This window comes from Pseudoalteromonas sp. SG45-1 (assembly GCF_014164135.1).
In the GTDB taxonomy this organism is placed as follows: Bacteria; Pseudomonadota; Gammaproteobacteria; order Enterobacterales; family Alteromonadaceae; genus Pseudoalteromonas; species Pseudoalteromonas distincta.
In genome coordinates this window covers 49,671-73,054 of record NZ_JACJEP010000001.1, presented here as the reverse complement: position 1 = coordinate 73,054, position 23,384 = coordinate 49,671, and the positions used below count along the sequence as shown (strand labels likewise).

24 protein-coding genes are annotated in these 23,384 nt (G+C 40.7%); 5 read left to right on the top strand and 19 right to left on the bottom strand.

Features of this window, described 5'->3' with window-relative positions; translation table 11 throughout:
- Window positions 1-67: 67 nt before the first annotated feature.
- Window positions 68-2,191: a TonB-dependent siderophore receptor gene (locus H5117_RS00370; RefSeq protein ID WP_182735930.1), complete on the top strand. Its 2,124-nt coding sequence runs from the start codon at window positions 68-70 to the stop codon at window positions 2,189-2,191.
- Window positions 2,192-2,381: 190 nt separating this feature from the next.
- On the opposite strand, the gene recA is transcribed toward H5117_RS00370, so the two are convergent.
- Both recA and H5117_RS00360 read right to left on the bottom strand, forming a co-directional pair.
- Window positions 2,382-3,425 carry a recombinase RecA gene (gene recA / locus H5117_RS00365; RefSeq protein ID WP_002958952.1) on the bottom strand — a complete coding sequence of 348 codons (1,044 nt, stop codon included), beginning with the start codon at window positions 3,423-3,425 and terminating at the stop codon, window positions 2,382-2,384.
- Window positions 3,426-3,492: 67 nt separating this feature from the next.
- Window positions 3,493-3,981 carry a CinA family protein gene (locus tag H5117_RS00360; RefSeq protein WP_182735929.1) on the bottom strand — a complete coding sequence of 163 codons (489 nt, stop codon included), beginning with the start codon at window positions 3,979-3,981 and terminating at the stop codon, window positions 3,493-3,495.
- Between the two features lie 21 nt (window positions 3,982-4,002).
- Here H5117_RS00360 and mutS point away from each other — a divergent pair, with 21 nt between their 5' ends.
- Window positions 4,003-6,588 (top strand): DNA mismatch repair protein MutS, encoded by a 2,586-nt coding sequence (gene mutS, locus H5117_RS00355; RefSeq protein WP_182735928.1) that lies wholly within the window; start codon window positions 4,003-4,005, stop codon window positions 6,586-6,588.
- Between the two features lie 91 nt (window positions 6,589-6,679).
- On the opposite strand, the gene rpoS is transcribed toward mutS, so the two are convergent.
- The 11 genes from rpoS to H5117_RS00300 form a co-directional block, all read right to left on the bottom strand.
- Window positions 6,680-7,654: an RNA polymerase sigma factor RpoS gene (rpoS, locus tag H5117_RS00350; protein WP_002958955.1), complete on the bottom strand. Its 975-nt coding sequence runs from the start codon at window positions 7,652-7,654 to the stop codon at window positions 6,680-6,682.
- A gap of 35 nt (window positions 7,655-7,689) precedes the next feature.
- Window positions 7,690-8,514 (bottom strand): peptidoglycan DD-metalloendopeptidase family protein, encoded by an 825-nt coding sequence (locus H5117_RS00345; RefSeq protein ID WP_182735927.1) that lies wholly within the window; start codon window positions 8,512-8,514, stop codon window positions 7,690-7,692.
- 41 nt (window positions 8,515-8,555) lie between these two features.
- The gene (locus H5117_RS00340; protein WP_002958957.1) at window positions 8,556-9,134 is read right to left on the bottom strand and encodes a YqaA family protein; all 579 of its coding nucleotides are present in this window, start codon (window positions 9,132-9,134) and stop codon (window positions 8,556-8,558) included.
- A 9-nt stretch (window positions 9,135-9,143) separates the two neighbouring features.
- Complete coding sequence (locus H5117_RS00335) at window positions 9,144-9,782, bottom strand: protein-L-isoaspartate(D-aspartate) O-methyltransferase (protein WP_182735926.1); 639 nt, start codon at window positions 9,780-9,782, stop codon at window positions 9,144-9,146.
- Window positions 9,772-10,536 carry a 5'/3'-nucleotidase SurE gene (surE, locus tag H5117_RS00330; RefSeq protein WP_024600608.1) on the bottom strand — a complete coding sequence of 255 codons (765 nt, stop codon included), beginning with the start codon at window positions 10,534-10,536 and terminating at the stop codon, window positions 9,772-9,774. Before surE ends, H5117_RS00335 begins: the two co-directional genes overlap by 11 nt.
- Window positions 10,517-11,569 carry a tRNA pseudouridine(13) synthase TruD gene (gene truD / locus H5117_RS00325; RefSeq protein WP_182735925.1) on the bottom strand — a complete coding sequence of 351 codons (1,053 nt, stop codon included), beginning with the start codon at window positions 11,567-11,569 and terminating at the stop codon, window positions 10,517-10,519. Before truD ends, surE begins: the two co-directional genes overlap by 20 nt.
- A complete protein-coding gene (gene ispF / locus H5117_RS00320) occupies window positions 11,566-12,063 on the bottom strand; it encodes a 2-C-methyl-D-erythritol 2,4-cyclodiphosphate synthase (protein ID WP_024604077.1) in 498 nt (165 codons plus the stop codon). The genes truD and ispF overlap by 4 nt, the downstream gene beginning before the upstream one ends.
- The gene (gene ispD, locus H5117_RS00315) at window positions 12,060-12,761 is read right to left on the bottom strand and encodes a 2-C-methyl-D-erythritol 4-phosphate cytidylyltransferase (protein ID WP_182673805.1); all 702 of its coding nucleotides are present in this window, start codon (window positions 12,759-12,761) and stop codon (window positions 12,060-12,062) included. The genes ispF and ispD overlap by 4 nt, the downstream gene beginning before the upstream one ends.
- The gene (ftsB, locus tag H5117_RS00310) at window positions 12,751-13,038 is read right to left on the bottom strand and encodes a cell division protein FtsB (RefSeq protein WP_002958963.1); all 288 of its coding nucleotides are present in this window, start codon (window positions 13,036-13,038) and stop codon (window positions 12,751-12,753) included. Before ftsB ends, ispD begins: the two co-directional genes overlap by 11 nt.
- A 37-nt stretch (window positions 13,039-13,075) precedes the next feature.
- The gene (locus tag H5117_RS00305; RefSeq protein WP_002958964.1) at window positions 13,076-13,711 is read right to left on the bottom strand and encodes a hypothetical protein; all 636 of its coding nucleotides are present in this window, start codon (window positions 13,709-13,711) and stop codon (window positions 13,076-13,078) included.
- A gap of 75 nt (window positions 13,712-13,786) precedes the next feature.
- A complete protein-coding gene (locus tag H5117_RS00300) occupies window positions 13,787-14,266 on the bottom strand; it encodes a DUF2947 domain-containing protein (RefSeq protein WP_002958965.1) in 480 nt (159 codons plus the stop codon).
- Between the two features lie 60 nt (window positions 14,267-14,326).
- On the opposite strand from H5117_RS00300, the gene H5117_RS00295 reads away from it, so the two are divergent.
- The 3 genes from H5117_RS00295 to H5117_RS00285 all read left to right on the top strand — a co-directional run bounded on the left by H5117_RS00295 (window position 14,327) and on the right by H5117_RS00285 (window position 16,917).
- Window positions 14,327-14,566, top strand: coding sequence for a DUF1653 domain-containing protein (locus H5117_RS00295; RefSeq protein WP_039486721.1), 240 nt, complete (start codon window positions 14,327-14,329; stop codon window positions 14,564-14,566).
- A 52-nt stretch (window positions 14,567-14,618) separates the two neighbouring features.
- Window positions 14,619-15,464, top strand: a complete 846-nt coding sequence (locus tag H5117_RS00290; protein ID WP_182692907.1) for a MoxR family ATPase — start codon at window positions 14,619-14,621, stop codon at window positions 15,462-15,464.
- Window positions 15,465-15,729: 265 nt separating this feature from the next.
- On the top strand, window positions 15,730-16,917 hold the full coding sequence (locus H5117_RS00285) for a VWA domain-containing protein (protein ID WP_182735924.1): 1,188 nt from the start codon (window positions 15,730-15,732) through the stop codon (window positions 16,915-16,917).
- Between the two features lie 253 nt (window positions 16,918-17,170).
- On the opposite strand, the gene H5117_RS00280 is transcribed toward H5117_RS00285, so the two are convergent.
- The 6 genes from H5117_RS00280 to tkt all read right to left on the bottom strand — a co-directional run bounded on the left by H5117_RS00280 (window position 17,171) and on the right by tkt (window position 23,088).
- Window positions 17,171-17,971, bottom strand: coding sequence for a hypothetical protein (locus H5117_RS00280; protein ID WP_182735923.1), 801 nt, complete (start codon window positions 17,969-17,971; stop codon window positions 17,171-17,173).
- Window positions 17,972-18,158: 187 nt separating this feature from the next.
- The gene (locus H5117_RS00275; protein WP_182735922.1) at window positions 18,159-18,614 is read right to left on the bottom strand and encodes a GNAT family N-acetyltransferase; all 456 of its coding nucleotides are present in this window, start codon (window positions 18,612-18,614) and stop codon (window positions 18,159-18,161) included.
- A 71-nt stretch (window positions 18,615-18,685) separates the two neighbouring features.
- Window positions 18,686-19,861, bottom strand: a complete 1,176-nt coding sequence (locus tag H5117_RS00270; protein WP_182736056.1) for an NRAMP family divalent metal transporter — start codon at window positions 19,859-19,861, stop codon at window positions 18,686-18,688.
- A gap of 202 nt (window positions 19,862-20,063) precedes the next feature.
- Window positions 20,064-20,420 (bottom strand): ribosome hibernation-promoting factor, HPF/YfiA family, encoded by a 357-nt coding sequence (gene hpf, locus H5117_RS00265; RefSeq protein ID WP_007376058.1) that lies wholly within the window; start codon window positions 20,418-20,420, stop codon window positions 20,064-20,066.
- 177 nt (window positions 20,421-20,597) lie between these two features.
- Window positions 20,598-20,912, bottom strand: a complete 315-nt coding sequence (locus H5117_RS00260) for a pyrimidine/purine nucleoside phosphorylase (RefSeq protein WP_002958974.1) — start codon at window positions 20,910-20,912, stop codon at window positions 20,598-20,600.
- Window positions 20,913-21,096: 184 nt separating this feature from the next.
- Complete coding sequence (tkt, locus tag H5117_RS00255; RefSeq protein WP_182735921.1) at window positions 21,097-23,088, bottom strand: transketolase; 1,992 nt, start codon at window positions 23,086-23,088, stop codon at window positions 21,097-21,099.
- Window positions 23,089-23,384 lie beyond the last annotated feature (296 nt).

Sequence of the window (23,384 nt, the reverse complement as noted above, 5' to 3'; positions counted from 1 at the left end):
ACACAATTGCAAATCGATATCATTTAGATTAAGTTACGCACTTCTTTTGAACTAACTGGAAAAACTTATGTCGTCCCCTCAAGTTTTGCGTTTATCTAAACTAAGCTTTGCTACTTCTTTAATTTTATCTGGTTATGCACTTGCTGATGAGGCAAATGTAAAATCTGAACCTCTCGAAAAAATTGCGGTATATGGTCAGCATCATAAAAACTACATTACTGAAGAAGCGCAATCGGCTACCAAACTAGGTTTAACAATTAAAGAAACACCACAATCAATCTCGGTAGTTTCACGCGCACTAATGGACGACTTTTCACTAGACGACATAAACTCAGTACTTGAAAGCACGCCAGGCGTAACAGTAGAGCAAATAGAAACAGATCGTACTTACTTTAAGGCCCGTGGTTTTGAAATTACGAACTTTCAAGTTGATGGCTTAGGGATCCCACAAAGCTCAGGCTCTATTCAAGGCAGTCTTGATACATCAATTTATGACCGTGTAGAGATAGTTCGCGGTGCTAATGGTTTAATGACTGGCGCTGGTAATCCTTCTGCAACTGTAAACATGGTTTTAAAAAAGCCAACTTATACAACACAGGCAAATGCATCAGCATCTTATGGCTCATGGAATAAAAAACGTTTAGATTTAGATGTATCTACGCCAATAAATGAAGACCACGCTGTACGCGCTGTATTTACAAAGCAAAAAGCTGACTCATATTTAGATCGCTACGAAACAGATAAAACCATTGTTTACTTAGCCTACGAAGGCAAATTAACAGACAACACATTATTAAGCGTTAACTATGTTAACCAACAAAAAGACGCAGATAGCCCGCTGTGGGGTGCACTACCTCTTTATTATACAGACGGAACAGCAACCGATTACGACGAATCAACCAGCACTGCTGCTGACTGGTCTTACTGGGATAACAGTGCTGAGCAAGTATATGTAACACTTGAACAAAACTTATCGGCAACATGGGTAGCTAGAGCACGTTATGCTCACATCGAAAACGAACAAGACTCAGAGTTGTTCTACGTATACGGCACCCCTGATAAAGATACTGAACTTGGTTTAACAGGTTATGCTAGCCGTTATGATTACGAAGATAAGCATGACTTATTTGATTTATATGCCAGTGGTAAGTTTGATTTATTTGGCCAAGAGCACGACCTATCATTTGGTGTTAGCCAAGCTAAAATGGATTACAACGAGCAGTCTCTTTACGATTATACTACAGGCAATGGTTTTCCAGCTATGCCATCACTTAAAACGTGGGATGGTGTAGTACCAGAGGCAACACTTGCTGATGGCTTAAATGGTAGTGATATTACTAACGAGCAAAAATCAGCTTACATATCTACTCGCATTAGATTAAGTGAGCCTTTAAGTGTGCTCGCTGGTGTGCGTTATACCGATTGGAAAACAAAAGGGAGTGCTTACGGTGTTGAGCAAACAAGAAGCGACTCTGAAGTTATTCCTTATATTGGCACGGTGTACGACTTTAACGAGTCTCTATCAGCTTATGCAAGCTACACAGAAACATTTGTACCGCAAAAAGAGCTTGATATTAATGCCAACCAATTAGCTCCCGTAATAGGTAAAAGCAGTGAAGTTGGTATAAAAGCACAGTTACTTGATGACCAAATTTTCGTAACTTTTGCTTACTTCGATGCAAAGCAGGAAGGGCTTGCCATAGCTTTACCCGACTCACTACCTAGTGATACGCGTTATTATGCAGCAGATGGTATTAACAGCAACGGCTTTGAAGTTGAACTAAGTGGTCGAATAACTGATGATTTAAGCGCAAGTGTAAGTTTTAGTAACCTAACTATTGATGGTGATGATTTAGTTAAAGATTACACACCTGAAAACCAACTTAAAGTGGCCGCAACCTACCAAGTACCTTTAGTTGATGGTTTATCATTTGGTGCAAACTATCGCTGGCAGGATTCAACTAGCCGAGTTCAAGTCGAAGATGCAAATGGTATTGCAAGCGTCACTACTCACCAAGATGCATACGGGTTACTTGATTTAATGGCCACTTACGAAATTACAGATAACGTAGGAGTCACTTTCAATGTAAATAACACCACCGGTGAAAAATATTTGCACAGCCTGTACTGGGCACAAGGTTACTACGGTGCACCTCGTAACTACGCCCTATCTGTAAACTGGCAATTATAAATATATTTGATTAATTAAAGACTCTAGATTTTTTTAATTCAATAGAAAAAAACGACACATTTTTAATGTGTCGTTTTTATTTTATCTAACCTGATGTAAGTTTTTAATAACAAAAAAGCGCTAATCATTACTGATTAGCGCTTTTCAAAGCTCGGGTCAAATCAAGCTTAAAAACTCATTTGGGTGCAGTTTAAAGGTCTGGATCGTCGCCTAACTTATCTTCACCGTCTTCAGGTTCAATAGTTGCTTTTAGTAAAAGCATTTCGCGTAACTTACCTTCGATCTCATCTGCAATTTCTGGGTTTTCTTTCAAAAACTTAATTGAGTTAGATTTACCTTGGCCAACCTTGTTGCCACTGTAACTGTACCAAGCACCTGCTTTTTCAACAATTTTATGCTTAACACCTAAATCAATTAACTCGCCTTGCTTAGAAATACCTTCGCCATACATGATGATAAATTCAGCTTGTTTAAATGGCGGCGCTACTTTGTTTTTAACAATTTTAACGCGGGTTTCGTTACCAACAACTTCATCACCTTCTTTCACAGAACCAATACGACGAATATCAATACGTACCGATGCGTAAAACTTAAGTGCATTACCACCCGTTGTTGTTTCTGGGTTACCAAACATAACACCAATTTTCATACGGATTTGGTTAATGAAAATACATAACGTGTTAGAACGTTTAATATTACCAGTAAGCTTACGTAATGCCTGTGACATTAAACGTGCTTGCAAGCCCATGTGCGAGTCGCCCATGTCGCCTTCAATCTCAGCTTTTGGTGTAAGTGCAGCAACCGAGTCAATAATAACAACGTCTACTGCGCTTGAACGTACTAACATGTCACAAATTTCTAGTGCTTGCTCACCTGTATCAGGTTGAGATACAAAAAGATCATCAATATTTACACCTAGTTTTTGTGCATATACAGGATCTAGAGCATGCTCAGCATCAATAAAGGCACATGTTTTACCTTCTTTTTGAGCTTCTGCGATAACTTGTAAAGTAAGCGTTGTTTTACCAGATGACTCAGGACCATACACTTCAACAATACGTCCCATAGGTAAGCCACCTATGCCTAAGGCAATATCAATACCTAGTGAACCTGTAGATACAGATTCAATGTTTAACGCTTTGTTGTCACCCAATTTCATAATTGAGCCTTTACCAAATTGACGTTCAATTTGTGATAGTGCTGCGTCTAACGCTTTTTGTTTGTTATCGTTCATTTTGTTCTCCAATCCAGCTAATGCGAACAAGTATACTGTATGAAATCACAGTATCAAGCTAATTTTTTCATTTTATCTCATCTATTACACTTTTTAATGCAAATACAATAGCTTGCAGTCTTACTTGAGCCCTATCACCAGTAAATATTTGTTTAAAGGTCAGTACTTTGTCATCAATTTGTATGCCAAACCATACAAGTCCAACAGGTTTACCTTCTGTCGCCCCGCCAGGCCCTGCAATGCCCGATACAGCTATAGATATATTAGCGTTTGTTGCTTTAATAGCACCTACTACCATTTCATGGACTGTTTGCTCGCTCACAGCACCGTATTGATTTAATGTACTAGCACTAACATTGAGCAAATCTTGCTTTGCTTGGTTACTATAAGTGACAAATGCACGGTCGATATAAGCTGAACTTCCAGGTGTATCGGTAAGCGCATAACTCACTCCGCCACCAGTACATGACTCAGCAGTAGTGATCCATAAGCATTTATCCGTTAAAATAGCGCCTAATTGCGCAGCAAGTGTTTTAATCTCTTGATGTAATTCCATATTCAGCCTTTGGGTAAATACATGTCGTTTGATCTTTATGCACCACACACTATAAAACAACAAACCCCTATGATGCAGCAGTATCTAAAAATAAAATCAGAGCATCGCGATATTTTATTGTTTTATCGTATGGGCGATTTTTACGAACTTTTTTTTGATGACGCTAAACGCGCCGCTCAATTACTCGATATTTCGCAAACTCATCGTGGTAAAGCTGGCGGCGATCCTATCCCTATGGCGGGCGTACCCTACCATGCGGTAGAAAACTACTTAGCACGTCTAGTCCAAATGGGTGAATCAGTCGCTATCTGCGAACAAGTGGGAGACCCTGCAACCAGTAAAGGCCCTGTTGATCGTAAAGTAGTGCGTATAGTTACACCCGGTACAATTTCTGATGAAGCGCTTTTACAAGAACGACAAGACAATCTCCTTACCAGCGTTTGGCAAAGTAAAAAAGGCTTATACGGGATTGCTTATTTAGACATTAACTCTGGTCGTTTTAATATTGTCGAAGTAAATACCGACGAAGCCTTTAGCTCAACTATTCAGCGCCTATCACCAGCCGAGCTTCTGTATAGCGAAAGCTTTGAAAACGTTCATTTAATTGAACATATAAAAGGCGCTCGCCGTCGCCCAGAGTGGGAATTCGACTTAGATACGGCTCAGCATTTATTATGCGATCAGTTTGGTACTAAAGATTTAGTTGGCTTTGGTGTTGATAAAGCCCATAGCGCGCTTGTTGCTGCAGGTTGCCTAATGCAATACGTAAAAGATACACAACGTATTGCACTGCCGCATATTCGTGCAATTACGCTTGAGCACAACGAACACGCTGTTATTTTAGATGCCGCTACCCGTAAAAATTTAGAATTAACTGTTAATTTATCAGGCGGGTTTGAAAATACACTTGCTCAAGTACTTGATAAAACAGCCACACCTATGGGTTCTCGCTTACTTAAGCGCCGTATTCATACACCAATTCGTAATAAAGACGAGCTAAATTCACGTTTAAATGCCATTAGCGCTATTTTAGATGCGCAGCTTTGCGGTGAATTACACGAATCATTAAAAGATATTGGTGATGTAGAGCGTGTTATTGCACGCCTAGCTTTATGTACTGCACGCCCGCGTGATTTAACTCGCCTGCGCAGTGCGCTACAAGCACTTGCACCACTGCATACTTTGTTAGCTGACGCTAACGATCCTCGTATAGCAGGTATCATCAAGCACTCGCCTGAACTCCCTGATTTACAAGCGTTATTAGAACGAGCTGTGATAGAAAACCCACCGGTACTTATTCGTGACGGTGGTGTTATTGCTCCAGGTTACAATAGTGAACTTGATGAGTGGCGTAACTTAAGCAAAGGTGCCACTGATGTCCTTGAGCAATTAGAACTGCGAGAGCGCGAACGTACGGGCATTAGTACGCTTAAAATTGGTTATAACCGCGTACATGGCTTTTTTATTGAAGTAAGTAGAGCTAATGCGCACTTAGTGCCAGCCGACTACATTCGTCGCCAAACGCTTAAAAATAACGAACGCTACATTATTCCAGAGCTTAAAGAGCACGAGGATAAAGTACTCGGTAGCCAATCAAAAGCTCTCGCGCTTGAAAAACAACTATACGAGGAGCTGTTTAGATTTATTGCTCCACATATTGAGCAGTTGCAAATGATGGCAGCAGCATTGGCCGATTTAGACGTTTTAAACAATTTAGCTGAGCGTGCATTCGCACTCAATTATGCAAAACCAGAATTGTGCGATAACGACAATATAAGCATTAAGCAAGGTCGTCACCCTGTTGTTGAACAAGTAATGAAAGAACCGTTTATTGCTAACCCTGTTGAATTAAACAGCCAACGTAAAATGCTAATTATTACCGGTCCAAACATGGGCGGTAAATCAACCTATATGCGCCAAACGGCACTTATTGTTTTAATGGCTCACATTGGCAGTTATGTACCCGCTGACAGCGCTAAAATTGGTAATATCGACCGCATATTTACACGTATTGGTGCAAGCGATGATTTAGCATCAGGGCGTTCAACCTTCATGGTAGAAATGACCGAAACAGCGACTATTTTAAATAATGCCACGGCGCAGTCTTTAGTGTTAATGGATGAGATTGGTCGCGGTACAAGTACTTACGATGGACTCTCTCTTGCGTATGCAACAGCCGATCATTTAGCATCAAAAATATCTGCTAAAACATTGTTTGCTACGCACTACTTTGAATTAACAGAACTTGCTGAGCAAACTACGGGCCTTGTAAACGTGCACCTTGATGCAATAGAGCATAACGACACTATTGCGTTTATGCATACAGTTCTCGACGGTGCAGCAAGCAAAAGCTTTGGTTTACAAGTAGCAGCTCTTGCAGGTGTGCCAAAAGCTGTGATTGCACAAGCAAAGCAAAAACTTAAGTTGCTTGAAAATCATCAAAGCGTTACTGCACCAAATACAGAGCAACAAGCCTTTACTTTTAATAACGAAATTGCACAAAGTACACCTTCTGAAGTTGAAGAGCAGTTAAGCGCAATCGACCCTGATAATTTATCGCCACGCCAAGCGCACGATTTGTTATATAAACTAAAAGCATTGCTGTAATTTATATCACCTAATTTACAAGCATAAAAAAAGCCGAAGAATAAACTCTTCGGCTTTTTAACACACATAGTCTCTTAAACTATTTAACTAGTTACGAAAACTGATTAAACAAGCTATCTGTACTTAAACCTTCTTGTTGCAAAATGTCTTTTAGACGACGTAATGCCTCTACCTGAATTTGTCTTACTCGCTCACGTGTTAAGCCTATTTCACGACCTACATCTTCAAGTGTAGATGGCTCATAGCCAAGCAGTCCAAATCGACGTGCTAACACTTCACGTTGTTTAGGGTTTAATTCACCTAACCAATCAACAATATGTTTATTAATATCATTATTTTGTACTTCGCCTTCAGGACCAGCACTTTTTTCATCAGGGATGATATCAAGTAGTACACTGTCGTTTTCGCCACCAATAGGCATGTCTACTGATGCAATTCTTTCGTTTAAACGTAGCATTTTAGTAACGTCTTCAACGGGTCTATCTAGGCAAGCTGCAATTTCGTCAGCTGTTGGCTCATGGTCAAGCTTTTGAGTTAACTCACGCGCTGTACGTAAATAAACATTAAGCTCTTTAACTACATGAATAGGTAAGCGAATGGTACGCGTTTGGTTCATAATGGCACGTTCAATTGTTTGACGTATCCACCATGTAGCGTAAGTAGAGAATCTAAATCCACGCTCAGGGTCAAATTTTTCAACTGCGCGAATTAAGCCTAAGTTACCCTCTTCAATTAAATCAAGTAGAGCAAGGCCGCGATTATTGTAACGACGTGCTATTTTAACAACCAAACGTAAGTTACTTTCAATCATACGTTTACGTGAGGCTTCACACCCTCGAAGTGATTTGCGAGAAAAAAACACTTCTTCTTCAGCACTAAGCAAAGGAGAAAAACCAATTTCGCCTAAATAAAGTTGAGTTGCGTCAAGATTTTTAGTTACTTCTTCTTTAGCAAAGATTTCATCGTCGTCTACTTTATCTAGTAGAGCTGTGCTTTCATCAACATCGATGTCATCGAACTTTTCGTCAGTCGTAGTATGTTTGTCAAGTTTTGCTGCGCTAGCCATAAGCCTTCTCCCGAGCAATTATCAATACCTAAAAATTAGGGTAGGTATTTAGCAGGATTGACAGCTTGCCCTCGGTAGCGAATTTCAAAGCGAAGCGCGGTGACCGGAGATTCTGAATTACCAATTTCTGCTATTTTTTGTCCTGCCTTAACTTTCTGCTTTTCTTTAACAAGTAATTTCGAGTTATGTGCATAAGCACTTAGGTAATCATCATTATGTTTCAATATAATTAAACTACCATAACCTCGAAGGGCGTTACCCGCGTATACCACTGTTCCTTGTGCCGCAGCTAAGACTGAAGCCCCTTTGCGATTAGTAATCTGTAAACCTTTATAACCGTTTTCCTTATTAGAAAAGCGTTTGGTAATTTTGCCCTGTGCAGGCCAAAACCACTTAACTTTACTGCTCGACAAACGTTTAGTATTACTAATTTTGTTACTGGCTTGTTTCTGAACATACTCTCGTTGTTTTGGGGGATCAAGCTCTTTCTTTAAAATTTTGTTATTTTTTTGTAATTTTTTTATAGACTTTTTACTCGAATTCGTATAATTTCCATCCCTTTTTGTTTTTTCGGGCTTAGTGAGTAAGGAGATGTTTTGCCCAGGGAAAATTGTGTAAGGTGATGGAATTGAATTGTTTTTTGCAAGTAATCTAAAGTCTTGCCCAGCACTAAAGGCAATAGAGTAGAGCGTATCTCCTTTTTGTACTTTATAGCTAGCCCCATTGATGTTAACAGTATGACCTAAATCATTAACATTATTATTTAAGCTATTAACAGGTGCAGGAACATGGCGAGAAGAGCAACCAAAGAGAAAAATACTAATAAATATAGTTACATACAGTAAACACTGTTTATTCATTGTATTTTTCCCCTAAATTAGAAAATTGATATTTTTAACGCTTAACGCAATAAAAAGTAAGCTAGCGCAATTAATACCACTAATCCCCAACCAAGTATTTCAATATACTGACGTAATTTTCGCTCCATTTGAGCTCCGCCCCACTTCATTAAGGCTGAAACTAAAAAGAATCGCGCACCGCGCCCAATGGCTGATGCTATTAAAAATGGCAAAAATGCCATTTGTAAAACACCTGCGCCAATCGTAAATACTTTATATGGTATAGGCGAAAAACCGGCTAAAAACACAACCCAAACACCGTAATCCTTAAACCAGTTTAGTGCTATATCAAACTTTTCTTGCCAGTGCATTTGTGCAATCAATGGCTCTACAACGGGTTCAAATAGCCAAAAACCAAGTAAGTAACCAACCACTCCACCAATAACCGATGCTATTGTGGCAAAGCTTGCAAATCGCCATGCTTTGTTTGGTTGCGCAAGCGACATAGGTGCAAGCATTACATCGGGTGGTATCGGGAAAAAAACTGATTCTGCAAAGCTCATAGCAGCTAAGTAACGTTCCGCATGACGGTGTTTTGCCCACACTAGGGCCATATCGTATAACTTGGTAAACAACTTCAAAATGAATTCCTATTCAATATCGCCAGGTACTAACGGCACAAATCTAACGGAAGCAATAACATGCTCTTTGTAATTATCGCCTTTGCGGATAACCATTACTAATTTTTGATCGCTCTCACCAATTGGGGCTAATAACACGCCACCATCGGCCAACTGAGCAAGTAAGTCTTGCGGAACTTTAGAGGCCGCAGCAGTCACTATAATACCATCAAACGGCGCTTGTGATTGCCAGCCTTGCCAACCATCGCCATGCTTCATGGTTACATTATATAAATCGAGTTGCTGCAAACGTCTTTTTGCCTGCCACTGAAGTGTTTTAATACGCTCTACCGAGTAAACCTTTGTAAACGTTTTGGCCAATATTGCAGTTTGATACCCAGATCCCGTACCTATTTCTAGCACTTTATTGCGCACACCAGCTAAACGAAGTAGCTCTGTCATGCGCGCTACTATGTAAGGCTGAGAAATTGTTTGCCCTTGCCCAATAGGGAGCGCTGTATTTTCATAGGCTTTGTGTTTTAGCACATCATCTATAAAAATATGGCGCGGAATATCAGCTATAGCACTAAGTACTTGCGTATCTTCAACACCTTCACGCTTTAGTAAGTCAGAAAGCGCTTTAGCACTGCGGGTATAATTAGCGAGCACGATTAATCTCCAAGTCGGCTAACCATTCTCCTACTGCCTTTAAGCTATCTTTAGCTGTCATATCAACACTCAGTGGCGTAACTGAGGCATAGCCATTATTGATTGCGTAAAAGTCGGTGCCTTCACCAGCATCGCTTTCGGTGCCAAGCGATCCGTACCAATAAATATCACGCCCCCAAGGATCGGTTTGTTTCGTCATCGTTTCAGCTTTATGACGAGCACCTAAACGTGTTACTTGCACCCCTTTTAATTCACTTAATGGAATATCTGGCACATTAATATTTATTATTTGATCTTTAGGCAGCGGATGCGAAGCCAAGCCTTTAATAATATTTACGGTAACAGCAGCGGCTGTTTCAAAATGATCGCCATTATGTGAGCAAAGCGATACCGCAATTGCAGGCAGACCTAAATGGCGACCTTCAGTTGCAGCGGCAACAGTACCGGAATAAAGCGTGTCATCACCCAAATTGGCACCATGGTTAATACCTGCAACAACTAGATCTGGCTTTTCATCAGCTAGCTGATTTACACCTAAATGTACACAATCAGTGGGTGTGCCATTAACTGACATAAAACCATTTTCGAGTGTAGTCGCTCGTAGCGGGTTCATAAGTGTTAAAGAATTACTCGCACCACTACAGTTGCGATCAGGTGCAACAAGGGTTACATCTGCAATTTGTATAAGCGCCTGATATAAAACCGCAATGCCTTTGGCATTTACGCCATCATCGTTACTTAACAGTATCTTCATTTATGCCATTATCCTTTTCTTTGCGCTCTCGAGGGCTAGCATCTGTGTAATCCACCAGCTCACGTAATAATGCGGTTGCAAAACACCCTTTTGGTAAACCAAAGCTTAGTTTTAGTGTGGTTTCATCAAGTGTTTCAACAGTTAAGTTTTGTGGAATTAAGCGCAGCATTCGGCGCTCATTTTTAAGGCCTAACTCACCTAAACCATCACACCATGTTTGGTAAGATACAAGCCATACTTTTTCTTGCTCGGTTAAGCCTTTTTCACTTTTACCCACCATAGGTGCCGACATCATAATATCGCCAGTGGCTAATCGCTCTATGTTTTCGTCATTAATTGCATCTTCAAAAAATGCATTGCTGCCGCTAAGCATAAATACTTCACGATGCATTGTTTTAGCTAAACCATGCTCTTTTACACGCAGGCTCACTAACTGATTAAATACATGCGATCGTGCTGCTGAAATAATAATACCGCGCAACTTTTTATCGCGAATACGCTCACCGGCAAACATTTTTTCAGCCATAACTAAGTTATGACCGCCATGACCAAAGCGCTGCTCGCCAAAGTAATTAGGCACACCTGCGCGCACGGCATTAATACGGCATAGAATATCAAGAGGCTTGGTTACGTTACGAAGTGTAATAGTAAATTTATTACCTTTGTGGCAGCCCGTACGTAACTTACGGTCGTGGCGCTGTTGCGACACAATAAAAATACTCTCACTATTTAAATCGCTAAAATCGATAGGCTTTTTAATCGGTACTTTTACACTAAACCACTGCGAGCACACGCCGTGGCGATCTTTCATGCCTGCATAGCTTACGTCTCGCGGTGAAACACCCGCACGCTGCGCAATTAGCTTTGCAACGTATTGCGTATTTTCGCCTTTTTTAACCACCTGCAAACACACGTGTTCGCCACTGCCGGTAAATTCTATACCTAAGTCTTCATCAACCATAAAGTCTTCAGCTGTGGTTTTAAAATCAGCTTTAGAAAGCGGTGCACCGTATAAATAATTTAAATCGCTCATGCGTTTTTTGTACTCGCAAGCTCTTTACTCATAATAACCACCGCATGGCTCGAAATACCTTCTTTGCGCCCTTCAAAGCCTAGCTTTTCGGTAGTAGTGGCTTTAACGTTAATTTGGCTAAGGTCGCAATTTAAATCGCTGGCTAAATTAGCGCGCATAGCTTGAATATGTGGCAACATTTTTGGTGCCTGAGCAACAATAGTCACATCGCCATTACCAAGTACATAACCTTGTTCTTTAGCTAAGCCCACCACATGGCGAAGTAAAATACGGCTATCGATATTTTCATACTCGCTTGCCGTATCGGGAAAGTGCTTACCAATATCACCCATTGCAAGTGAGCCTAAAATAGCATCGCATAATGCATGAATAGCAACATCACCATCTGAGTGCGCTAAAAAGCCCTGTGGGTAATCAATTTTTTCACCACAAATAGTTAACGGGCCTTCGCCGCCAAATTTATGTACGTCAAAACCATGGCCAATTCGTATCATAATCCACTCTCGTTTTGTTGTTTATGTAATAAAAACCCAGCCAGATCTAAATCCTCTGGCGTGGTTATTTTAATATTATCGCTACGACCTGCTACAAGCTTAACCGGTTTACCCGCCCACTCAATTGCACTGGCTTCATCGGTAATAGTAGCCCCACTTGCTAATGCGTTTTGCAGTGCATTTTTAAGCTCGTCATATTTAAAAAACTGCGGGGTAAGTGCTTGCCATAAATCATCTCGCGGCACAGTTTGTAGGGCATGAGTGTGGCCGCGTTTTATAGTGTCTTTTACTTTGCTAGCTAAAATACCGCCTTCATCAGCGTTAATGCATTCATCAATTAAACGTTCTATATCACTTATATTAACTAATGGACGAGCAGCATCATGCACCAATACCCATGTTGGTGGGTTAGGCGCTAAAAAAAGCAAGCTATTGAGCACCGAGTCGGCTCGCTCTTTTCCGCCACTGGCTCGCACAATGCGATTATCAAGCAGTGGGAGTTCGTCAAAATAGGGGTCGCTGTCGCTAAGGGCAACAACAATAGTGCGTAATTGAGGTAATTGAGAAAGTTTAGCTAAGGTGTGTTCTAAAATGGTTTTACCGGCTAATTGTATATATTGCTTAGGCGCATTGTGCTGCATTCTACTGCCAACACCCGCAGCAGGTACAATTGCTGCAATAGTCTGTTTATTTGTCATATTGTTTGCCCGGTAAAACACGAATAAATGTTTCGTCCGGTTTAATCATTCCCAATTCGTTGCGTGCACGCTCTTCAATGCCTTCTTGGCCAAGCTTTAAGTCTTCAATATCTGCTTTAAGTACTTTATTACGTTTAATGAGTTTTTCGTTGGTTTGATGATGCGACGTTACTGCACCTTTTAGTCGTGTGTAGTCTTGTAAACCATTATGACCAAACCATAACCTGTATTGTACAAACAGTGCTAAGCACAGTAAGCCAACTTGAAAAATACGCATTTAACACTCCTTATTTTAAATTCCAAATACCTTAACTTTAATACGCTAAGGGGCGCTTTAAATTGCGCCAATTAATACTACCCGCTAAAAGCATTTCGCGTAGTGATAAAACCCGTGGCATGCAACGCTTCGAAAATTGCCACTGATGCCCGCAACATGCAGCGGTTAAACTCACTTTACTTGGCTTTATTAGCTGAGCATTTTGCTGCTCTAGCCCATTTCCTAAAAAATCAAACCAACCAAGCTCGTTACAATGCAGCTTATTTTCGCCTAACTGATCGATACTGTCTATTCTAAGACGCACCTGATCGTAGCCATGCAATATAACGGGCACAATAAGCCCCACTTTGGCATACGTTTGATAAAAAAGTTCATTAGCTTGAACATTCACATCGGGTGGGGTCGGTTTTTGCTTTTCAAGCCACGTACCATTTTGTGCATCAAGCGTAAAAGGCGTGTCACCATTGGCAACTAACGTTGCCGCTCGCTCAATATAATAAGGTAGGCTTTTTAACTGGCGGCGCAGTTTATCGGCATTAGGCTCTGCAACTAATCGCTGAACCTCACGCTGATAAAACGCATTGCACAATTGTGCATACAACACTTTTTGTGCATCAGTTTGCCAAATTTCAACTTGCTGTTGAGCACCAAGTGACTGATTTTTAGCGACCAAAAGCTGTACTCAAAAATATTCAGGTAAATGTTTTATAACACAGTATTGAATGTTTTTTAAGCGCAGCGCACTATTTTAAGCGCTTGGCTTTTCACCTAATTTTGCTTTACCTGATTCTAAAAATTGCACAACCGTATTACGCTTTTTACCAATCAATAAACTGCCATCAGCTAAAAACATAAAGTTTTGCCAATTGCGTTTAAATACATCAAACGTCGTTTCGATAATATTATCGCGTGCCATACAAAAATAAACCGTGGTGTTAGCTTCCCAATCTAAAAACGTTAAGATTGCTTCTGGTGGTAACGCATCGCCATTTTCCCACGCATCTTGCCAATCTACTTCTTGGCTAAAGCTTTTTTCTTGACCACACCAATCGGTGTCTTCAAAAAAATCAGGGTGATCAAACTCACGGCTCACCATGGTTGTCCAAAGTACGGCTGCGCGCTCGTCGCTCATAGGCTTTATTTTTGCTGCGTCTTCATCAGATACAGGTAAATCTTTGTGGCGAAAAACCCACGCCTTTTTGTAATCATCTAAAGAAATATAGTTCATAGTATTGGCAAATTAGTTAACATTAAAAGTGCAAAGCCAAATTATACAAGAGATCAAAACATGACTACAGCAATAAAACCACTTTCCCTAAAACCAGGCATATACCAACACTACAAAGGCCCGCAATATAAAGTTATTCATGTTGCCACCCATAGCGAAACCGAGGAACAGCTTGTGATTTACCAAGCACTTTATGGTGAATTTGGTATATGGGCGCGCCCACTTAGTATGTTTTTAGAAACTGTTGAAAAAGAAGGTGAGGTCATACAGCGTTTTGCTTATATTGGACCTGCTGCTTAACTATGGCATTATAACAAAATAACTTACTGCTCAGACCAGACAAGGGTACACCGTGCAATTTAATTCAACTGACAATTACATAGCGAGTAGCGCGCTTAAACAAGCTGTAAATGCTGCCATTATGCTCGAAAAACCACTTTTAATTAAAGGCGAACCTGGCACAGGTAAAACCATGCTGGCTGAGGAGTTGGCTAAAAGCTTAGATACCACGCTTATTCAGTGGCATATAAAGTCGACTACTAAAGCGCAGCAAGGTTTATACGAGTACGACGCGGTTTCGCGCCTGCGCGACAGCCAACTAGGTGACGAGCGTGTACACAATATTGGCAACTACATCGTTAAAGGTAAGCTTTGGCAGGCATTTACGTATGCAGAGCTTAACGGCAAACGCCCAGTGCTTTTAATTGATGAAATAGACAAAGCCGACATAGAGTTCCCAAACGACTTACTACTTGAGCTTGATAAAATGGAGTTTCATGTTTATGAGACTAACGAGCGCATTGTCGCAAAAGAGCGCCCTATTGTAATCATCACATCAAATAACGAAAAAGAATTGCCGGACGCATTTTTACGCCGCTGCTTTTTTCATTATATTGATTTTCCTAGCAGCGACGAAATGCAGCAAATTATTGACGTGCACTACCCTAACGTTAAACAGGATTTAGTACGCCAAGCACTCGAAGTGTTTTTTAACCTGCGCGAAGCAAACGGTCTTAAAAAGAAGCCATCCACCAGCGAATTACTCGACTGGTTAAAGCTTTTAATGGCTGAAGACATAGACGCCAAAACACTGCACGACAAAGCTAAAAAAGGCGGTTTAATGCCCATGTTTGGCGCATTACTTAAAAATGAGCAAGATATAAGCCTAATCGAAAAGCTCGCGTTTATGAGCCGCTAGGGCCTGTTGACCTTTCAGGATTAAATTTGTTCTAACTAAGGACGATTTAATCGTGGCGCGAGGTTTGTAACCTAGTGGGCTAAGTAAAAGCCGAGCAACAAAGAGTTAATCGTCCCTAGGACGAACCTTCAGGCAGCGCGTGTTTGGTATTTATGCTGTGTTATCGCCTATTTACGGGGAATAAACACACTACATAGGCTCTGCCTTGCCTAAATACCAAACACACTGCTGCAAATTTAACCTCGAAAGATAAACAGGCCCAAACATGTTAGTACAGTTTTTTTTCAAATTACGTAAATACCGCTTACCGGTGAGCCTGCGCGAGTTACTCGATTTAATTAACGCCTTAAAAAAAGGCGTTATATTTGCCGACGTAGACGCCTTTTACCATCTAGCACGCACCATCATGGTAAAAGATGAAACGCATTTTGATAGGTTTGATAAAGCCTTTAGCGACTACTTTAGCGGTATTGCCGATCTTGATTTGCTCGAGAGTTTAAAGCAACAGCACAACTTACCTGAAGACTGGCTACGTAAAGAGTTTGAAAAAAACCTAAGCGATGAAGAAAAAGCCCAACTTAAAGCTATGGGCGGACTCGATGAGCTTATGAAAACCTTAAAAGAGCGTTTAGAAGAGCAACAAAAACGCCACGCTGGCGGTAATAAATGGGTAGGTACTGGCGGCACATCACCTTTTGGGGCATACGGCTATAACCCAGAAGGTGTGCGCATAGGGCAAGACGGCAATCGTAACCGCCAAGCAGTAAAAGTGTGGGATAAACGAGAATACAAAAACCTCGATACCGACAGAGAAATTAGTTCGCGCACAGTTAAACTCGCCCTTAAAAAGTTACGTAAGTTTGCCCGCACAGGCGCAAGCGACACCCTTGATTTAAACGAGACTATTCGCGCTACTGCAAAACAAGGCGGCATGCTTGATGTAAAAATGGCACCCGAACGCCACAATGCAGTAAAAGTATTGATGCTGTTTGATATTGGCGGCTCAATGGATGACTACATCCACACCTGCGAAGAGCTATTTAGCGCCGCCCACAGCGAGTTTAAACATCTAGAGTTTTACTACTTTCATAACTGTTTATACGAGCACGTTTGGCAAGACAACGCGCGCCGCCATTCAAATGTAATAGACACCATGACGCTGATTAATAAATTTACCAGCGACTATAAAGTAATATTTGTTGGCGATGCCACTATGGGACCTTACGAAATAGCTTATGCGGGCGGCTCGGTAGAACACTACAACGAAGAGCCCGGCAGTGCATGGCTTGCACGCATTACCAACCACTTTGATAAAGTCGCCTGGCTCAACCCACAACCCGTTGAACACTGGCCGTACTATCAATCAATTGATTTTATAAAGCAGCTGATGGATAACAGAATGTACCCGCTGAGTTTGGATGGAATAAGTAGAGCGATAAAAGAGCTGAGTTAGAATATTAATTTACGACTGCTCAGTGCCAGCGGCAGACCTTCAAGTCGTTTATCTGAAACCCTGTTGGGTGGCGCCTTCAGCTTAACCAACCTACCTTTTGACGTAGGTCGGATAAGTGGCGCAGCCACGCCATCCGACAAAAATGATGAATTTATTAGAAACAACCCGACTTACCGCGTTAATCGTATGCAAGCAAAACACCTCTCATTTTTGTGGTTATTTAGAAATAGAAGCTTCTTTTATGGTCGTAAATTTAAGTTATCTTTAACTTTTCTAACTCTTTATATATTTTAAAAACTTCTCCTATTATTGAATTACTTTTAGCTCCAAGGAGCTTTGGCATCCTATGAAATAGTGATCCTCTTCGTTTGTAATCCAAGCCAGGATAGTGCGATATAAACTCGTTTTTATTATTAACTACGCAATCACACTTTATTTCTGAGCTTCTCATTTTTGAGACTGTATTGGTATAATAATCAGCTCTCAACTCGTAATTATGAATTGCGTCTTCTAACTCTTCTAAAATACAAAGCAAACGTTTAGTTTTCGTGCCTATTAATATTTCTAAGTATGTACTCATAGAAAAAATATTAGCAGCCTGTGCACTTAGCTGATGGTGTCGGGCAGAAACTTTTTCTTCAAACAGCTTTAATTTATTCTCAAGCTCTTGGATTTCATGGATTACTTCGGGTCTTTTTAAGTCTTCTTCAGCTTTACGATCCAACTTAGCAAATAGTAAATAAGCCTCATCGGCCATCTCAAGAATAAAGTTAGGCAAAGGTTGTACCTGTTTAATAAAAAACTCTCTAAACTCTTTAACACCTTGATTATGCCTAAATAATATAAATTCTCTTACAGCAACAAGAGCAGCTACAACTGTAGCCATTCCACCAGAAAAGCTTCCAAAGTTTGCTAAAATATTACTAGACTCTCCCTTTACTGATAGAATTATAAATGAGCCGTATAAAAGAGTTGCTATTGAAAGCCAAAGAGCGAGCCAAAAGAAATAATTTATATAAAGTCGACCTACTTTTACTTTTAGATGCTTAAGCATTTAACATTTCCTTTATATAGACATCTAGTAACATAACACAATCTCGGCTTCCCCTCATGAAAGCAAAGTGTCAAATCTTGACTTCATACATCATAATTTTTGACTGTTAGCTTCACACTCTGAGCCGCCATACAGATAATATATACGTCGTCTGACTATAAAACCTTACTTTCTCGTTCATTTTGGTTTAAACCGATTTACTCATGAACAAACTGTACGGATCTAGCTCATAATCATCAAACGGCTCGCACTGGTTAAAACCAAATTGGCCATAGAGCTTTTGTGCAGGTAAAAATGCCTCAGCAGTGCCCGTTTCTAAGCTTAGCTTTTTGTAACCACGCAGTGTTGCTTGCTCAATAATATGCGCGAGTAATTTAGCGGCTATGCCTTGGCGTAAATAGTTACTTGATGTGCGCATTGATTTAATTTCGCCTTCGCTCGCATTTAGTGCTTTTAATGCGCCAACACCCGCTAAGTTATTATCAATCCATAAGCTATAAAAAGTTATATCGGGCTGAGTGAGTTTGCTCACATCAAGTGCATGCACGCTCTCAGCGGGTGAGTGTTTTAGCATATCGTTATGATGCGCTTGTAGTAACTTAATAACGTGTGGGTTTGAAAGCTTACCTATTCTAATATCCATTTATACCTCGTTTAATCCTAGAATTTAATGCTTTAGGGCTTTAATTAAAACCCTAAAGTAAGTGGCTCTATTTAGGCTGCTAGTTTCCATACTACAAACGCAACAGCAAAGCCTACTAAATACACTAGCCCTAACCACGTTAAACTACGTAATAACACGCTGTGCTTTATAGCAGGCTCTGAGCGCACAAGGCTAAAGTTAAGCCATGCAAAAACAGGCGTTGTTACAAATGAAAGCGTCATGGCAAAAGTAAGCATGGGGCCAAGGGCTGATTTAAAAAATAAAATAACGGCCATACCGGCAAATGCTTGTAGTATTAACCAAATATTTAGACTGTGTTTTGATTGCCCAAAGCCAAGTAGTTTATGAGATTCGTTAAGCGTACGGGCGTAGCCATCTAGCACGGTGAGTGTAGTGCCAAACATACATAAAAAGGCGATTGCTGATACAAGCGGCCTTGCCCACTCGCCTATTGTGAGTGCGTACATATCTATAAGCTGCTTGGCAAACGCGACACCGCCAAGTTCTATACTACTGGTTTGCCCGTACTGTACTAATACACCTAAGCTAAAAAATACCAAGGCTAAGCCAGCTGTAAGCCAGTAACCTACGTTAAAATCGAACAAGCCTTGGCTTTTAGAAACTGTTTGCTGCGCTTGTTTTTCTTTTAGCCATAAAGAACTTAATGCAGATATTTCGATAGGTGCTGGCATCCAGCCCATTAAAGCCACTATAAAGCTAAGCATGGCAAGTTCATACGGTGAAGGTCCCACATAATCAGCAGGTGCCATTGGGCCGTTACTAAACGCGATAACTAACGCAATAACGGTAGCCAGCGTTAATAACCCCATTATGCCTTTGGCCACACTGTCGAGCGCTTTAAAGTGCCCTAACAATAATATGGCTAAGCACACTCCTAATAATATCCAACATAGCAGTGTTACTTCTATCACTACGGGCAACGCGTAATGCAGTAAGCTTGCAGTAAGTAGTAATACGCCGGCGGTATTAACTACGGCGGCTACAATGTTTAAACCGATAAAACTGTAAAAATAAAACGGGCCTTTGCTTTTATAGCCCTCCACTAGGCTATTTTTAGTGGCGAGTGTGTATTCCATACCAAAGCGAAAAAACGGGTACTTTAAAACATTAACAACGAGGATAAGCCAAAATAATTGCCAGCCAAATATTGCCCCAGCTTGCGTAGAGGCAACTAGGTGAGATCCGCCAATAGCGGCTGTTGCCATGAGTATTCCAGGTCCAAGCGCACCTAGTCGAGACTTCCATACTGCTTTTGTTGTGTGCATTAATTTCTCAAAATATGTGTGTTATACGCTGCTTTTATTAATTTTTTTGATTAATAAACTGCAAGAACGCATAACTTACCTAAATTACAGGCAATAAAAAAGAGCCATACGGCTCTTTTTTACAATACTTTGTGACTAAATTTTATTTAAGATCCATCTCTTGGATGATCTCGTGTGCGATTTCAGGTGTAGTGCTAACAGGCTTTTCGTGTAAGTTTGCTTTTATCTGCCCTTTTCGATGTTTTAGTGCCGCATCGAGTTTTTTAGCTGCGCTTGCAATGGCTGGGTACATAACTTCGTTTTCCCCTTTTACCGATATGCGCGTGCCTTCGTAATTAGTGCTAATTTCAGCTTGGATTTTATGATGCTCTTTAGACAAAATAATATCGAGTGCAATAAGCGATGGAAAGTGGCTCTCGATTTTTGAAAATTTTTCGTTGATGTGCTCTCTAATAGAGTCAGTAACTTCAACATGGTGACCAGAAAGATTAATTTTCATAGGGTATCCTTTTATTTGTTACCTCATAAATAGTATTGGGGGCTATTTAGATTAACACAAGGAAAAAAGAGAGATATTTGAGGTTTATTTGCGGTTTTTGGTGATTTAAATCATACGTTGCGCAAAGTTTATGCAAAGCCCATAGTACATGGGCTTTCAGACGTCTAGCTGTATTGATTAATCTGTGTACGAACAACAGTAGTCAGCAAAATCAGATACTTTTACTTTAAAGCTTACATTTGCATCAACATTAAACGATTCACCTGCGTTAAATGTTTTCCACTCACTTGCCCCTGGTAATAAAATATCCCATTGGCCAGCTAAAAGCTCCATGCACTCTTTTTGGTTTGTATCAAAAACAAACTCACCTGGTTGCATAAAGCCTAACGTTTTCGCTTCGCCATCACCTAAAATAACGGTACGGCTCGACACTTTTCCGTCAAAATATACATTGGCTTTTTTTACTACACTTACGTTATCGAACTTTGGCATTTTTAGCTCCTGCTATTAATTTAAGATTTTTATTTATAAATTTTATCGCACTACCTTGCCTGATAGCTTACTTTCTTGCAAGGAAAGCAGCATTGTTCAAGGTGAAGTTGCTTCATGTAAGGGCATAAAAAAACCCGCAACATGTGCGGGTTTTTCAATTACTTACTTTATTTAATCAAAGCGATTAAAAAAGCTCGTTTGCTTTGCTTACAATGTTTGCCACTGTAAAACCAAAGTGCTCAAACAGCTCACCAGCAGGTGCCGACTCACCAAAGGTAGTCATACCTACTACTGCGCCATTTAGACCTACGTACTTGTACCAGTAGTCAGCAATACCTGCTTCTACTGCTACGCGGCGTGTAACAGATGCCGGTAATACGCTTTCTTTGTACTCTGCGCTTTGATCTTCAAAGGCATCAGTACATGGCATAGATACAACACGTACCTTTTTACCTTGGCTGCGTAGTTCGCTTGCTGAATCTTGTGCTAGTTGCACTTCAGAACCCGTTGCAATTAAAATAATCTCAGGGTTGCCGTCACAGCTAAGGATGTAACCACCCTTTTTAACGTCTGCTAATTGCTGTGCGTCACGCGCTTGTTGCTCAAGACCTTGGCGAGTAAAGATTAACGATGTAGGACCGTCTTTACGCTCAATAGCTTGTTGCCATGCAATTGCCGACTCAACTTGGTCACATGGGCGCCAGTTGTATAAGTTAGGCGTTAAACGCATGCTTGCAATTTGCTCTACTGGTTGGTGAGTTGGACCATCTTCACCTAAACCGATTGAATCGTGCGTGTATACAAAAATGCTTGGTTGCTTCATTAATGCAGCCATACGTACGGCATTTTTTGCATATTCAACAAACATTAAGAACGTAGCACCGTAAGGAATAAAGCCTTTATGAAGGGCAATACCATTCATAATTGCCGACATACCAAACTCACGTACACCGTAGTAAATGTAGTTACCGCTTGCATCGTCGTGTGTTAAACCTTTAGAGCCATCCCAAATTGTTAAGTTTGAGCCTGCTAAATCGGCTGAGCCACCCATAAATTCTGGTAATAACGGACCAAATGCGTTTAATGCATTTTGCGATGCTTTACGAGACGCTGGGTTTGCAGGGTTTGCTTGTAATTGCTCAATGTACGCTTGAGATTTTTCAGCCCAATCGCCAGGCAGTTCGTTATTAATACGACGCTTGTATTCAGCCGCAAGCTCTGGGTATGCTTTTGCGTATGCTGCAAATTTTTCGTCCCAGCTTGATTCAAGCTGCTGACCTTTTTCTTTGCTATCCCATTGTGCGTAAATATCATCAGGAATTTCGAACGCATCGCCAGTCCAACCTAAGAATTCGCGAGACGCTTTAATTTCGTCATCACCTAGTGGTGCACCGTGACAATCGTGGCTACCAGATTTATTAGGTGAGCCGTAACCAATAATTGTTTTACAACAAATTAGTGATGGTTTATCGGTAACACTTTTAGCTTCTGCAATTGCAGCACTTATAGCATCGCTGTCGTGGCCATCAACACCACTAATTACATGCCAACCGTATGCTTTAAAGCGAGCTGGCGTGTCATCTGTAAACCAACCTTCTACTTCACCATCGATTGAAATGCCGTTGTCATCCCAAAATGCAACAAGTTTACCCAGACCTAATGTGCCTGCAAGTGAACCAGCTTCATGAGAAATACCTTCCATAAGGCAGCCATCGCCCATAAATGCATAGGTAAAGTGATCAACAATATCGTGACCTTCACGGTTAAACTGCGCAGCTAGCGCTTTTTCAGCAATTGCCATACCTACGGCATTTGTGATCCCTTGACCTAATGGACCCGTAGTAGTTTCGATTCCTGGTGCATAGCCATATTCAGGGTGACCTGGTGTTTTAGAATGCATTTGACGGAAGTTTTTAATTTCGTCCAGTGGTAAGTCGTAACCACTTAGATGCAATAGAGAATAGATAAGCATTGAACCGTGGCCGTTTGAAAGAATAAATCTGTCACGGTCAGCCCACTCTGGATTTGTTGGGTTGTGTTTTAGATAATCGCGCCATAATACTTCTGCGATATCAGCCATGCCCATAGGGGCTCCAGGGTGACCAGATTTGGCCTTTTGTACTGCGTCCATTGACAAGACGCGAATAGCATTTGCAAGTTCTTTGCGAGATGGCATGAATTCTCCTACCTTTATGTGTATTTGCGCGGGTATTTATGTGTTTGTTTATGCACCCAAGTAACTTGGGTTTGTTTATATCGACCATTCTTACTTATTGTGGGGGCTGTGTGCAATTAAAAACCCTATAAAAGTGAGGCATTATGAATATTTTTTAAGACCAAAAAGTTATTAGTAATTTTATTTAGACGTCTAGGCGTAAAAACACTATGCAAGGTGTTTTGTTTTCGATAAAATACGCCCCTTAATTTTTTAGCGCTAATACCGACGTTTGTGAAGCGCAATATTTGTGAGCA

Excerpts from the sequence above, each read along its gene's own strand:
- H5117_RS00360 (WP_182735929.1), bottom strand. The coding sequence starts at position 3,981 with ATGGAATTACATCAAGAGATTAAAACACTTGCTGCGCAATTAGGCGCT.
- H5117_RS00275 (WP_182735922.1), bottom strand. The coding sequence starts at position 18,614 with ATGGATATTAGAATAGGTAAGCTTTCAAACCCACACGTTATTAAGTTA.
- H5117_RS00260 (WP_002958974.1), bottom strand. The coding sequence starts at position 20,912 with ATGCCAAAGTTCGATAACGTAAGTGTAGTAAAAAAAGCCAATGTATAT.
- H5117_RS00285 (WP_182735924.1), top strand. The coding sequence starts at position 15,730 with ATGTTAGTACAGTTTTTTTTCAAATTACGTAAATACCGCTTACCGGTG.
- hpf (WP_007376058.1), bottom strand. The coding sequence starts at position 20,420 with ATGAAAATTAATCTTTCTGGTCACCATGTTGAAGTTACTGACTCTATT.
- ispD (WP_182673805.1), bottom strand. The coding sequence starts at position 12,761 with ATGACAAATAAACAGACTATTGCAGCAATTGTACCTGCTGCGGGTGTT.
- H5117_RS00370 (WP_182735930.1), top strand. The coding sequence starts at position 68 with ATGTCGTCCCCTCAAGTTTTGCGTTTATCTAAACTAAGCTTTGCTACT.
- ispF (WP_024604077.1), bottom strand. The coding sequence starts at position 12,063 with ATGATACGAATTGGCCATGGTTTTGACGTACATAAATTTGGCGGCGAA.
- H5117_RS00280 (WP_182735923.1), bottom strand. The coding sequence starts at position 17,971 with ATGCTTAAGCATCTAAAAGTAAAAGTAGGTCGACTTTATATAAATTAT.
- mutS (WP_182735928.1), top strand. The coding sequence starts at position 4,003 with ATGTCGTTTGATCTTTATGCACCACACACTATAAAACAACAAACCCCT.
- H5117_RS00300 (WP_002958965.1), bottom strand. The coding sequence starts at position 14,266 with ATGAACTATATTTCTTTAGATGATTACAAAAAGGCGTGGGTTTTTCGC.
- H5117_RS00345 (WP_182735927.1), bottom strand. The coding sequence starts at position 8,514 with ATGAATAAACAGTGTTTACTGTATGTAACTATATTTATTAGTATTTTT.
- ftsB (WP_002958963.1), bottom strand. The coding sequence starts at position 13,038 with ATGCGTATTTTTCAAGTTGGCTTACTGTGCTTAGCACTGTTTGTACAA.
- tkt (WP_182735921.1), bottom strand. The coding sequence starts at position 23,088 with ATGCCATCTCGCAAAGAACTTGCAAATGCTATTCGCGTCTTGTCAATG.
- H5117_RS00270 (WP_182736056.1), bottom strand. The coding sequence starts at position 19,861 with ATGGCAACAGCCGCTATTGGCGGATCTCACCTAGTTGCCTCTACGCAA.
- H5117_RS00295 (WP_039486721.1), top strand. The coding sequence starts at position 14,327 with ATGACTACAGCAATAAAACCACTTTCCCTAAAACCAGGCATATACCAA.
- truD (WP_182735925.1), bottom strand. The coding sequence starts at position 11,569 with ATGAGCGATTTAAATTATTTATACGGTGCACCGCTTTCTAAAGCTGAT.
- rpoS (WP_002958955.1), bottom strand. The coding sequence starts at position 7,654 with ATGGCTAGCGCAGCAAAACTTGACAAACATACTACGACTGACGAAAAG.
- recA (WP_002958952.1), bottom strand. The coding sequence starts at position 3,425 with ATGAACGATAACAAACAAAAAGCGTTAGACGCAGCACTATCACAAATT.
- surE (WP_024600608.1), bottom strand. The coding sequence starts at position 10,536 with ATGAAGATACTGTTAAGTAACGATGATGGCGTAAATGCCAAAGGCATT.